At 49.3% G+C, this 13,557-nt stretch carries 9 protein-coding genes; 7 read left to right on the forward strand and 2 right to left on the reverse strand.

Features of this window, described 5'->3' with window-relative positions; all coding sequences use genetic code 11:
• Positions 1 to 44 precede the first annotated feature (44 nt).
• Entirely contained in the window at positions 45 to 5,204 is a 5,160-nt protein-coding gene (locus EDC63_RS17410; RefSeq protein WP_124946868.1) for an alpha-2-macroglobulin family protein, read from the reverse strand.
• Positions 5,205 to 5,673: 469 nt separating this feature from the next.
• Here EDC63_RS17410 and EDC63_RS17415 point away from each other — a divergent pair, with 469 nt between their 5' ends.
• Positions 5,674 to 6,282 (forward strand): type II secretion system protein, encoded by a 609-nt coding sequence (locus tag EDC63_RS17415; protein WP_124946869.1) that lies wholly within the window; start codon positions 5,674 to 5,676, stop codon positions 6,280 to 6,282.
• A 49-nt stretch (positions 6,283 to 6,331) separates the two neighbouring features.
• On the opposite strand, the gene EDC63_RS17420 is transcribed toward EDC63_RS17415, so the two are convergent.
• Positions 6,332 to 8,302 carry a monovalent cation:proton antiporter family protein gene (locus EDC63_RS17420; RefSeq protein WP_124946870.1) on the reverse strand — a complete coding sequence of 657 codons (1,971 nt, stop codon included), beginning with the start codon at positions 8,300 to 8,302 and terminating at the stop codon, positions 6,332 to 6,334.
• Between the two features lie 318 nt (positions 8,303 to 8,620).
• Here EDC63_RS17420 and EDC63_RS17425 point away from each other — a divergent pair, with 318 nt between their 5' ends.
• From EDC63_RS17425 to EDC63_RS17450, 6 genes are all read left to right on the forward strand, one after another.
• On the forward strand, positions 8,621 to 9,529 hold the full coding sequence (locus EDC63_RS17425) for a KpsF/GutQ family sugar-phosphate isomerase (protein WP_370685881.1): 909 nt from the start codon (positions 8,621 to 8,623) through the stop codon (positions 9,527 to 9,529).
• Positions 9,530 to 9,583: 54 nt separating this feature from the next.
• Positions 9,584 to 10,108, forward strand: a complete 525-nt coding sequence (gene kdsC, locus EDC63_RS17430) for a 3-deoxy-manno-octulosonate-8-phosphatase KdsC (protein ID WP_124946872.1) — start codon at positions 9,584 to 9,586, stop codon at positions 10,106 to 10,108.
• On the forward strand, positions 10,109 to 10,681 hold the full coding sequence (gene lptC, locus EDC63_RS17435; protein WP_124946873.1) for an LPS export ABC transporter periplasmic protein LptC: 573 nt from the start codon (positions 10,109 to 10,111) through the stop codon (positions 10,679 to 10,681). It abuts the gene before it with no gap.
• Positions 10,665 to 11,276 carry a lipopolysaccharide transport periplasmic protein LptA gene (gene lptA / locus EDC63_RS17440; protein WP_124946874.1) on the forward strand — a complete coding sequence of 204 codons (612 nt, stop codon included), beginning with the start codon at positions 10,665 to 10,667 and terminating at the stop codon, positions 11,274 to 11,276. Before lptC ends, lptA begins: the two co-directional genes overlap by 17 nt.
• A 78-nt stretch (positions 11,277 to 11,354) precedes the next feature.
• Positions 11,355 to 12,077, forward strand: a complete 723-nt coding sequence (gene lptB, locus EDC63_RS17445; protein WP_124946875.1) for an LPS export ABC transporter ATP-binding protein — start codon at positions 11,355 to 11,357, stop codon at positions 12,075 to 12,077.
• 88 nt (positions 12,078 to 12,165) lie between these two features.
• The gene (locus tag EDC63_RS17450) at positions 12,166 to 13,488 is read left to right on the forward strand and encodes an RNA polymerase factor sigma-54 (protein WP_124946876.1); all 1,323 of its coding nucleotides are present in this window, start codon (positions 12,166 to 12,168) and stop codon (positions 13,486 to 13,488) included.
• The last annotated feature ends 69 nt before the right edge of the window (positions 13,489 to 13,557 follow it).

The following is a 13,557-nucleotide window of genomic DNA, read 5'->3' on the forward strand; positions in this document are numbered from 1 at the left end:
CTATTCCATGCAAACGCCATCTGATGGCGAAACGCTAACACGCGTCAGGGCTTGGCAACGACATCCGGGACCACCGCATTTTTCGCCCCGCTATCCGAGCGTGCATCGATGACTTTTAATGTCCCGCCACCGCTGCCCAAGCCAAAGATATTGGGCCTGTACATGTCTTCTGCGTAGACCGGTGGCACCTGGAAGGTACCCGGTGTGACAACCCGAGCCCGGTAAAACAGATGTATTTCGCGGTAACCCAGCTGCACAGCTGCAACAAATCGGTCATCCCTGAATTCCATATGGCGAATTCGGCTGTCCGCCATGGCTGCAGCTGGGCTCATCCCCGCAATTTGCACTGTACCCATTTGCTCTCCTTGCACGATGTTCAGATTTTCAATCTCTAATCCTGCAGGAATACGATCAACAATCAAGCCAGTGGAAATTTGCGTGGTTGATTTCGCTACCAAATGCACCATCACGCTTTCACCCACTTTCAGAGGGCGATCCCCAATCAGGCTGCCATCTGGCGAATGAAGCGTGCGAGAAAGCGTAATAGGGTCGTTCTTGCTTTCCGGAGCCTTGATTGCGTGACCAGACAAGGCAAACTCAAGATAGAGCGGCGATTTCCCTGTGTTGCTCACGGTAATACCCGATTTAATCGCCTTCACTCCGAGCTCGCGGAAATGGGTCGATTTGGCACTTAGCTGCTCGGTTTCGCCCCCGGACACCACACTGGCTGCCCATGGCTCACCCGTTTCAGCCATAAATGACTGTCCCGCAAGGAACAGCGCCATTTTTTCCTGCGTACTGAAGTATCGCTGCTTTTGTAATTCAGCCGCAATCTGAGGCAACAGATTACCCAGCCCCTCTGATTTAATCTTGTGGCGTTCCAGCAATGCATAACTCAACGCTTCATCTCTGAGAGGCGTGCCGTAATCTCCCCACCAATAGCCACCATCACGACCTTTTCGCAAACCATCGGCAATCGCGGTCTGAGCCCGTTTTTCATCTCCCATCAAGTGCAATGCCAAACCGAGATGCACCAACGCCAGGCCGGTATGTGCCTGCGCGCGCACTTCGTATAACTGGCGCAATGTGGATACAGGTGCCTTGCTCTCCCGTGAAAGTATGTAAGCGCCATGGGCTAACACCGCAAACCTGCCCGCATCGCGGTAGCGATAATCTTCCCAGAAAGGTTGCGCATTATTGCCGGAGATACCGGGCAATTCGATCCTCTTTGCCGGTAATCGGGGGGCACCATCCTGCAATCCACGCAGCAAAAAGTCTATGGCCTTGCGATGCATGGCTTCTGGCACAGCAAATCCTTGCTCACGAGCATCCTGCAAAAAGCCTGTCACATATGAGGATAACCAATACTCATAATCCGAAACGTTACCCCACAGACTAAACCCGCCATTGGGTGCCTGCATTGCCGCAATGCGACCAATAGCGCCCTCCAGCATTTGCCCGCGTTGCTCACGGGTATACGGCTTAAGCCCAAATCGGCGTGCCGCCGCCTCATCTACAAAAACATGAGGATACGCCGTGCTCGTGGTTTGCTCTGCACAGCCATAGGGATAGGTAAGCAAACCCTGAATCGCTGAACGAATATCGATTGGCGGCTTATCAGAGAGTACCAGGTGCCCTGCAACAGAACCCGGATGCAACCCGGATAAATCCGCATCACGAACCTCTACAGATTTTCCCGCCTCAACGGTTATGTATCGCCTTATTTCGGTATGCGGTGTTGTGGCCTGTACCATCAACGGGAAGTGCCTGTCCAGTTGAATGTCTTTACCTTCAACTTTCACATTGATGTTTGCAAGCCCGAATGCCTGGCCGGATTCCACCGTGAAACGCAAGGTGGATTTTTGCTGGTTCTTCAGGACAACGGTACGCTGCCCCTCCTGAATAACCAACCCGGCACCTGACGATACTGCCACCTTAAACTGCTGATCAATGCCGGACATGTTGTGCACATCCAGTGCGATCGTCGCTTTATCGCCAAAGGCAAGGAAACGCGGAGTGGCCAACTCTGCCACCACCGGTGCCGCTACTATTACCTCAGCGTCTTTTGAGCCGAATCGGTCTTCAGAAGCTACCGCCACCATCAACCGCAACGTGCCGTTAAAATCAGGCACTGGCAACGAAATCTCTGCCTCACCCTGCGCATTGAGTAATACCGGCCCACTGAACAGATCAATCAGCTTGACCTTTTTGGGCATGCTGCGTGTAGGTTTAGGGGCATCGTCACCGCCAAACTTCAGCCGGCCTTTCTGGCCTTGCATTTTTTCAATCAAACGCCCATACAAATCATGCTGATCTGCACCATACCGCAACTTGCCAAAGAAAAACTCAAACGGATCGGGTGTGGCAAAACGGGTAATATTTAAAATGCCCACATCCACCGCATAAAGCGTCACTACGGCTTGCTTGCCTTTGGCCTCCGGCACTCGTACTTTCACCTTCATGACGGTTTCAGGGCGCATTTTCTGTGGGGCTTCAAGGGTGACGTTCAAATGTCGGCCTGAGCGCTCCAGTGGCAAATGGACAATACCGATGGCTCTGGCAGGCGTGACGAGATCACCTTGACTGCCTGGTCGCAATGATGTCACCGTGACATACAGATCATGCCGAAGCCACTCTTTTGCCACCGGAATCTTCAGATCAGTTCCCTTGGCAGAAACACTGATTCGTTTTACCCACAGAATGCGATCCCCTTCCACCGTCACCAGCGCCTCACCATCATGGGGCGGTGTAATGGTGAGCTTTGCCGTATCACCCTCGGTATAGGCCGGCTTATCCAGCTTCATCGCTACGCGATCTGGCCGTGTACCTTGTGCTTCATCGGTCTTGGCGCTCCAGCCTGCATAAAAACGATAGCGCAGGGTCTGATTGGTTTCTGGATCAAGAATCTCTACCCGATAGCGTCCGTAACGAACCAGTAGCGTGAGTTTGGCCCGCCCAGAGGCAGCAACTGAAATAGTGCGCGTTTCAACCAGTTCATCTGTCTCGGTAAATCCGGAATGCCAACCTCGTTGATCCTCAAACCGCCAGTAATAATCCCTGTCTTCGCGAAACAAGCGCACCGGCAAACCTTTCGCAGCAATCATTTTGCCTTGCTGATCCACTCGCACCACGTCAAATTCAACAGGCGAATTCTCCCGCGTGTATTCCCCGGTAAATAATGGCCGCACACCAATCAGTGTTTTCGCCGGCCAAAGCACGCGTTCGATGGTTCGAATAACCGGCCGTCCACCTGTTTCCAGCAAGCTCATGGTTGCCCTGACCGAGAATGGCGAATGGCGCCCTTTAGCTTTCGATACATCAACAGTCACCTGGCTCAGCCCCTCTTCGTCCAGCTTTGTTTCTGGAAGCTCTTCACGGCTCTTGGCATCATCTTCTGCAAAATCGCCAAACTCAAAACCAGGATACTTTGCCGCTAGCGGATTGCGGTTGCGCTCGAACTGCACCACCCCAAGCAATTGATTACCCGCCGCCGGTGCGCCATACAAGTAGGTACCTTTTACATCAATATCAAATGTGGCGCCCTGCTCAAGAGCAGGGGATTGACTGCTCAAGTCCAGCTTCATCCGTTCAGGCAAAAACTCTTCCACACCGAAGCGATACACTGTATTGGGAATTTTGCTCGCAGGATCTGTTCGCAGTTCGAGTGTCCAAAACCCGGTTGGCGCATCTGCAGGCAGTGCCAGACGTTTCAGAAAATAGCCCGGGAAGCGTTTATCGCCTTGCCACGCTGCTGTAAATTGACTACGTCCATCCGGACGTTTGAGAATCGCTTGTATCGGTTGCGCCTGAACCGAGTGTCCATCTGCATCCCGTGCCAATATCGAAAGATCAAATGTCTCACCCGGGCGGTAAAGATTTCGCCCGGAATAGGCAAACAACCGCACCGGTTTATATGGTGCGCCGGTAATATCAAACTCGGAAAGATCGAGGGCGGGTTCTTTCAGCGCGATCATGGCTATCTGCTTGCCTTTTTTTGCCAGTACCACCCGCGCATCTTTCACCCGCTCGGCAAAGGCAGCGCGACCATCACCGTCCGTTTCACCACGTGCCAGCACCTTGCCTCGCTGGTCTAACCAGGATATTTCCACCCCCTTCACAGCCTTACCATCGGTGAGGGAACTCACAAACGTATCGGCCGAATTTTCGAACAACCGCAAGTGCAATCCAAGATCACTCACATAGAAATACGTGGTTTGATGCTCATAACGAAAGCGCCCGGGCTGTGTCATCACTGCCACATAAATGCCGGGTTCCTGAAGCTCTTTCTCATCTTCCACGGGGATGTAGGTCACACTTCGTCGATTCTTTTTTTGCTCGGTTAAATATCGGCCGGTATAAACGCTTTCAGCCATTTTGTGCAGCTTGTCCAGCTCATAATGTGGCACCGCACCATTCAATGACTGGTGAGCTGAATCATATTGCCAGTCTTCTCCCTCTCCTTCTTCTTCACCCTCTTCATTGGGTTTCTTTTTAGGCTTTGCTGGCCCTGCAATGACTTGCTCCAGAAAATCCGGTAGGCGTTCATTTTTAATACGTAAAAACTGCACATCCACCTCAGGCACATTCACTGTCACCACAGGCAAACCACCATTTTGCTTCGCTGGCAATACCATGCCACGGCTGGCAAAGTAATAAGCAGGCGACACAGCACCAGTACGAATCGAATAACGCGCTTCGGCCCCGAGCAAACTCCCCCCAGTTGCTTTCAGCTTAGGATTAACTTGAACGATATAACGCGTTTGCGGCTTGATGTGAGGAAAATACAAAAGACGGGGATTTTCACCTATAACCCAGGCACCGGTAACCACCTTACCACCCTTGGTTTCGGTATCTTCAGGCGTTACACTAACACTGGACGGCTCAGCGGGAGGAGCCTCCTCATACCCGGTTTCCTCTCCTTCCGAAGTTTGGGGTGCGCTCCGTTCACCAGCCCGTGCTGGCATTTCAAAAACTTGGACAAACTCGTCATAGCGGGTAGAAGCATCCAGCGGTTGTGTAAATGTCAGCGAAAGTGCAGGACCACCATCGAAGCTCCGGTCGTTGGCTTCCACCAAGGCAAATTTGGCAAGTTGCGCAGTATCTTCAGCCTGGTGCTTAGCACTGCTGCCTGGCCAAAACCAATAGGCCAACGCAGCTATGGCCACCACCAGCACTACCAACCCACCCAAACGTCCTGACCGCATAATTTCTCCGCCTTAAAATTGGATTTATTTTGATTATGAACATGACATCACAATATTTTCGCATTGTGCCATGCAAATGTTAAAACAGCTAGTCAAGCCTCGGTTTCAGCTATGCTTTATGTTACTGACAATTCCACAACGGTGTCTTTAATTTACTTTCCTGCTGATTTGCGTTTTTCCGCCCTGACCATGTACTCACTTGATAGCCAATATTGCTTTCAAAATAACTCGTCACATCAATAAAAACCAAGTCGAATGGAAACTCAACGCATCCACATGAGTGATGAAATTTCATCACTCATGTCAAATAACCAACACAGCGAGACAAATTAAATTTTAATTAATCTAAAAATACCCGCTATTTGCCTTGTTTTTACTTAAATATGGTTACAATCCTGATCACGCATGCAGTGGCATATTTTTTGCGTTGTTCTAGCTTGATACAAAATAACAAATGGAAATAATAAACATGCAAAACCAAAAGGGCTTTACCTTAATTGAAATTGCGATCGTGCTGGTTATCATTGGTTTGATACTTGGCGGCGTGCTGAAAGGCCAGGAAATGATTACCCAGGCCAAGATCAGAAATGTGGCAAATGATTTGAATGGTGTGTCAGCTGCCTACTATGGCTATCAAGACAGATACCGTGCTATTCCAGGTGATGATCCTAATGCCGAGACTCGATGGACATCTGCAGTTACTGTAAAAGGTAACGGAGATGGCGTAGTCACTGTAACCCCCGTTGCACCAGCAACCGTAGCTGAATCAAATCTATTCTGGCAACATTTGCGCTTATCTGGATTTATATCCGGACCAACAAATACTCAAACCCCTCCGACGAATTCTGTTGGAGGAATAACCACGGTTCAAACAGGCGCATTTGGGCTCACTGGGCTAGTTGTTTGCACTTCTAATCTCCCTGCAGCCATTGCTAACGCAATTGATAGTCAATTTGATGATGGTATTGGCACAACAGGTCAAGTTCGAGGAGGAACAACTTTAGGCCCAGCTGCTTCCGATGCAGCTGATTACGTGGATGACGGGGTAAAAAGATACACAGTCTGCAAAAACATTTAAAGTAATTTAAGAAACGAATAAAAAGGCGCCTCTGAGGCGCCTTTTTATATTACCCCTGCAACAGCCGTATTTCCGCAACCGCCAAGTTTTCTGGCGCACCCCGTAGCACCAGCACATCGCCCGCTTCAATCAACGTATCTGCCGAAGGATTTAAGCCTCGAATGTTGTGCCTGCGTACTGCCAGCACTTCAATCAGAAACTCATCCAGCCCCAATTCACCAATGGTTTTATTTACTGCTGCAGCACCCTGACTGATTAGCACGGATTGCAACCGGGGTTGCACTAATTCGGATTGCTCCAGACTGGCGTCACTGACACCCCGGAAGAAGCCCCTGAACAATCCATACCGCTGTTCTCGCACATCACGAATGCGTTTAATCACGCGAGACAGCGGCACACCCAGCAACATCAGTGCATGGGAAGCCAGCATGAGTGAGCCTTCCAGCACTTCTGGCACCACTTCAGTGGCACCAGCCTGCATGAGTTTTTCCAGATCGGTATCATCCAACGTGCGAACAATAACTGGTAATTCAGGGCGCAATTCCTGAACGTGCCGTAAAATTTTCATGGCAGAGGCCACTTCTGCATAAGTCACAACGATGGCTTTGGCACGTTTTAAGCCTGCTGCTATTAACACTTCACGGCGTGCAGCATCACCAAATACCACGCTTTCACCCCCGCCTGCGGCATCTTTTACCCTTTGTGGGTCGAGATCCAGTGCAATATAAGGGACATTTTCCTGGTCCAGAAAACGCGCCAAGTTCTGACCGCTACGGCCATAACCACAAATAATCACGTGGCCTGTCGCGGCAAAGCTGCGCACAGAAATTTCGTGTAAATCCTTGGCACGACCAACCCACTCACTCCCGCATAAGCGCCGTACGATGACTTCTGTATATTGAATCATGAAAGGAGCCAGCATCATCGAAATCAGCATCGAAGCCAGAACAATCTGCAGCGTTCCGGCATCAACCAGATTCAAAGCGCCAGCCTGGGACAACAACACGAAGCCAAACTCACCCGCTTGCGCCAGACCTAATCCAGTACGCAATGCAACGGCCGTATCATATCCAAACAACCTTCCCAACCCTACAATCAAGGCCAGTTTTCCCAGCACCAGCGCAGTGAGCACCAGTGCAACCCAACCGAAATTTTGCACTACCGCACCAAAATCCAGCAACATGCCGATGGTAATAAAAAACAATCCCATTAATACATCACGGAATGGCTTGATGTCGTCATCCACTTGGTAGCGGTATTCCGTTTCAGAAATCAACATACCGGCCAGAAATGCACCAAGCGCGAGAGAAAGGCCTGCAAGTTCGGTCAAATAAGCCAGCCCCAGCGTGATCAGCAGCACGTTGAGCATGAACAATTCAGAAGATTTCTGGCTGGCGACCAGATGGAACCATGAGCGCATCAAACGCTGGCCGAAGTAAAGCAATACAGTCAGCACCACTACCGCTTTTATGGCAGCCACACCCAGCGCCATACCTAAATTACCCCCACCAGCAGCAAGCGCAGGGATCAAGATCAGTAAAGGCACCACAGCCAGATCCTGAAACAACAGCACACCAATGACCTGACGACCATGGGGTGATTGCAACTCAAGCCGCTCAGACAGCATTTTGCTAACAATGGCTGTTGATGACATAGCCAGCGCCCCACCCAACGCGATACCTGTCATCCAGTTTAATTCTAAGACCCAGCTGATCACCCAGACAACTGAAAGCGTGAGAACCACCTGAGCCCCGCCCAAACCAAATACCAGCTTTCGCATCGCAAGCAATTTAGGCAGGCTGAATTCCAGCCCGATGCTAAACATCAGAAATACCACGCCAAACTCAGCTAAATAACGGGTCTGGGCGCTATCCTGAATCAAACCAAACGCATGCGGACCGATAAGCATACCAACCAGTAAATAACCCAGCATGGGAGGCAAACGCAAGACACGAAACAGCGCCACCATCAGCACGGCGGCAGCGAGTAGTATCAGTACAAGGGATAAAGTGTTATGCATTCGGTTCCTAATATTATTCGTTATTTCTCGACTACCCGAACTCGAAACGCTTCTAAATCAGTAAAGCGAACAAACTGCCAGCAGCATAATCCGGCAGTTAATAGACCCAATAATAACGGGTCTGAAAAACACAAAAAGATACTCGCCAACACCCTGCTATGCAATCAGTATAAGCGAAGTGTTTTGCAGCCCTTTCAGTCTCTAGTATACTTCCAGTCCATGATTCCTAACGAAACTCATCAGGGGAAAGATCCCCACCCGACTGATCTGGCGCTTGATCTCGCGCGCAAAGTGCTCAAAATTGAAGCTGAAGCCGTCATGGCCCTCATCGACAGATTGGATCAGCAATTCATAAAAGCTCTTGAAATTATTTTACACTGCCAAGGGCGAGTTGTGGTTAGCGGCATGGGGAAATCAGGTCATATTGCACGAAAAATCGCTGCCACCATGGCCAGCACAGGCACGCCAGCATTTTTTATGCATCCTGCAGAGGCCAGCCATGGTGATCTGGGGATGATTACCTCTAACGATGTGCTGATTACGCTTTCCAACTCAGGTGAAAGCGCAGAACTCGTTTCAATTTTGCCCATGGTCAAGCGTAAGGGCGCAAAACTGATTTCCATGACAGGCAATGCCAACTCCACTTTAGCACGGGAAGCGGATGTGCATCTTGATGCTTCAGTTAAAGAAGAAGCATGCCCCCTAGGACTAGCGCCAACTGCCAGTACCACAGCTTCTTTGGCACTGGGTGATGCCTTGGCGATTGCTTTACTGGACGCACGGGGTTTTGGGGCAGATGATTTTGCGCGCAGCCATCCTGGAGGTGCGCTAGGCCGTCGCCTCTTAGTGCATGTAAAAGACATTATGCATGCTGGCGCTGCTTTGCCAAAAGTCACTCAAACCGCGTTACTGTCTGAAGCATTACTGGAGATGTCGCGTAAAGGCATGGGAATGACTGCCGTGGTAGATGAAAAAGATAAATTGCTGGGTTTGTTTACAGATGGCGATTTACGACGCACCCTGGACAAAAATCTGGACATACACACGACGCTGATCACACAGGTCATGACGCAATCACCCCGTACCATCGATGCCAACAAGCTGGCTGCTGAAGCCGTTCAGGTAATGGAACAATACAAAATTAACGGTTTGCTGGTAACCAACGAAAATCAGCAACTGCTGGGCGCACTTAACATGCACGATTTACTGCGTGCAGGTGTAGTGTAATTAATCAGGTACCCGTGAAATTACACGAAAGCATTTCAACCGAGAATTGAACTTATGCAAGAATTTTTTACGCGAGCAAAACAAATTAAGCTGGTCATTTTTGATGTAGATGGTGTCATGACCGATGGCAGTCTTTACCTTACGGATGATGGGCAAGAGTTGAAAGCGTTCAATTCACTGGATGGCCACGGCATGAAAATGCTCAAGCGTTCTGGAGTAGATCTGGCAATTATTACTGGCCGCACTTCCAAACTGGTTCTTCATCGCGCCAAAAACCTGGGTATAGAACATATTTATCAAGGTGTGGAAAATAAAGTTGAGGCTTATGAACATCTGATTGATGCCTTGCAGCTCGCGCCTGAGAACGTTGCCTACATGGGAGATGATGTAGTTGATTTGCCCGTTATGCGCCGCTGCGGTTTGGCCCTGTGCGTTGCCAATGGTCATCAATTGGCAAAACAGCATGCCCACTTCGTCACCAAGCTGGCCGGTGGCCATGGCGCTGTACGTGAAATTTGCGAATTAATGATGCAGGCACAGGGAACCTACGATGCACAAATGGCACAATATCTCTCTTAAATGAACGATAGAGTCGCCATCTGGTTTCCCATAGGCTTAATGTTATTGCTTGCCGGTCTGACATACTGGCTGGACCAGTCTGTGCAGCCGCCCCCTCCAAAACAGGATGGCAGCAATCGACATGACCCAGACTATATTATTGATCGATTTTCTGCCACACGCCTGGGAGAAGATGGCACACCGGCTTACACACTCATAGCCAACAAGATGACACATTATCCAGATGATGACAGCACACACCTGGAACACCCCTACTTCAGCAGCCTGGCTAAGGACAAACCACCATTACATATTTCTGGAGACAAGGGGCTTATCTCCAAAGACGGAGATCATGTCTATTTCACCGGTCACGTTCAGGTTACTCGCGAGGCAGCAGGCATAGACAGCCAGATGACCTTAAACACCACATATCTGCATATTATCCCTGACAAGGGGCTGGTCAGCACAGATAAACCTGTCGTTATCAAAGACGCACATACCAATATTTCTGCGATTGGCTTAGAATTAGAGAACAATACGAGAACCTACAAGCTACTTTCCCGTGTAAAAGGACGTTATGACAAAGCAAAGTAAGTCTGCACAACCATTTAAGACCCAATTTTTAGTGCTGGGCTGCTTCTTGCTGTTATGCTCGTTTTCAGCATTTGCTGAAAAAGCTGACCGTGAAAAAACCGTTAATCTTGAAGCCGATACTGTTACAGTAGATGATTCAAAGCAAACAAGCATTTATCAGGGCAAGGTGATACTGACTCAGGGAACATTGGTCATCAGGGGAGACAAACTGATTGTCAAGCAAGGTGCAGAGGGTTTTGAGCACGGCACAGTGTATGGTGCTCCCGCCACTTTCAAGCAAAAGCGTGAAGGTTACGACGAATATATTGAAGGCTTTGCCGATCGCATCGAATACAATGCGAAAGCAGACAAGGCAGAGCTGTTTAATCACGCCCGCATGAAGCGCAATCAAGATGAAGTACAAGGCAATTATATTTCTTATGATGCCAGAACCGAGTTTTTCCAGGTTCTGGGGGGCGACAAGGACAAAGGCACAACCAGTGGTGGCAGGGTTCGTGCTGTCATTCAGCCTAAAATCAAGCCCGCAGCCAGTGGCGCAGGTGCAACTGCTCCTGCCGCCCAGCCAGCAGAAAGTGCTGGGAAAGCGTTAAAATAACCTTCGCGTTCTCAACTGCGCCAATCCCTGTTGGACAGTGCCAGAACTAACAAAAAGAAAAAGATTGAACCGATTCTAATGAGTGAACTGAAAGCATCCGGTCTTAAAAAAAGGTACAAATCCCGCACTGTGGTGCAGGATGTTTCTTTGGAAGTCAGCAGCGGTGAAGTTGTTGGCTTGCTAGGGCCTAATGGCGCCGGTAAAACAACCTGTTTTTACATGATGGTCGGACTGGTTGGACTAGACGGCGGAAATATCCAGCTGGATGGGAAAGAGCTGGGGAAAATGCCTATTCACCGCCGGGCACGCCTGGGTTTAAGCTATTTACCTCAGGAAGCCTCTATCTTTCGCAAGCTGACCGTTGAAGAAAACATCCAGGCTATCCTGGAATTGCAGTCCTTGACAACTCAGCAGATTCAGAATCAACTGGACGAACTGCTACACGAGTTACACATCGAGCATCTTCGTGGCAATCCCGCCTTGAGTCTCTCTGGCGGAGAGCGTAGAAGGGTGGAGATTGCCCGTGCATTGGCCAGCCAGCCCCGATTTATTCTACTGGATGAACCATTTGCAGGAGTTGATCCTATTGCAGTGATCGACATTCAGAAAATTATTCGTTTCCTGACGGACCGAGGCATCGGTGTGCTGATCACGGACCACAATGTCCGTGAAACACTGGGCATTTGCGACCGCGCCTACATTATCAATGAAGGAACTGTATTGGCCTTCGGCAAACCGGATGAAATCATTTATAATGAAAGTGTGAGAAAAGTTTACCTGGGGGAGCATTTCCGGCTATAGAACGTTGTTCCAGTTGTATTGATGCGCGTGGCTTATTTAACCCACACCTTATATTTAACTCGAAGCCTGAAGCATTTAATCACATTTAATGAAACACAGCTTACAACTCAAACTTTCACAACAACTGACGCTAACGCCGCAACTGCAGCTTTCGATTCGTTTGTTGCAACTTTCCACTCTGGAATTGAGCCAGGAGGTTGAGACTTTTCTGCAAGACAACCCGTTGCTTGAAAGAATTGAAAAAAACGGCGATGAGTATCTTCCCCCTCAAGACGCTGAAATCAGTATTCCTCAGAGTGAATCACCCGCTGAATCCCCTCAGGAAAAAGAACCCACCGAAACTACCTCGGAACATGAAGACTATAATGATGACCATTGGAATGACGATAACACCAGTTACGGCACTCCAAGAGATGAAAACGACGAATCGGATTCACCTAAACTGGAAGCTGAAACAACCACACTACGCCAGCATCTCTTGTGGCAGTTGAACCTGACTCAACTCCCTGATCGCGACAGAACCCTGGTAGAAATGCTCATCGATGCACTGGATGACGCAGGTTATATGATTCAGGACCTGGATGAGTTAGCTACCATGCTGCCGCCAGAGCTGGAAATCGAACCCATTGAACTACAAATTGCCCTCAAGCATTTGCAGAATTTTGATCCTATTGGCATTGGTGCTCGCAATCTGTCTGAATGTCTGGCTTTGCAACTGAAAGCGCTGCCCGAAGATACACCCTACAGAACCGAATCGCTGCTCACGGTACGCAGCCATCTGGATAGCCTGGCCTCTCGCGATTACAATAAACTCAAGAAAGCATTACACACTAACGACGAAGGCATTCGTCAGATTCAGCATCTGATTACCCATTTAAACCCAAGACCTGGCGGCAATTATTCCACCGATGAAACTCGCTATGTGATCTGCGATGTGATCGTCAAGAAGGTAAAAGGCATGTGGGTAGCCAGCTTGAACCCGGACGCCATGCCCAAGCTGCGCATCAATAAAATGTATGCAAACATTCTTCAAAACACCGGCAACGCTTCCAGTCAGCAAATGGCGAATCAATTGCAGGAAGCCAAATGGTTGATCAAAAATATTCAGCAACGTTTTGAAACGATTTTACGTGTTTCTCAAGCCATTGTTGATCGTCAGAAGCATTTTTTCGAACATGGCGACGTTGCCATGCGCCCTCTGGTTTTACGTGAAATCGCAGAAACGGTTGAACTGCACGAATCGACCATTTCACGCGTTACCACCCAGAAATACATGCACACCCCCCGCGGCATATACGAGCTGAAACATTTCTTTGGCAGCCATGTGACCACTGAAACAGGGGGCGCATGCTCCGCAACAGCTATTCGTGCGTTAATCAAACAACTATTGATCCGGCCAGATGAAGTTTGAATTTTTCATGCGGCATATTTTACGTGGATATCCTGAAAGTAACTTTTGACCCGTTCAGGTGATTGCTCC

Origin of the sequence: Sulfurirhabdus autotrophica (assembly GCF_004346685.1) — a bacterium.
Lineage (GTDB): Bacteria > Pseudomonadota > Gammaproteobacteria > Burkholderiales > SMCO01 > Sulfurirhabdus > Sulfurirhabdus autotrophica.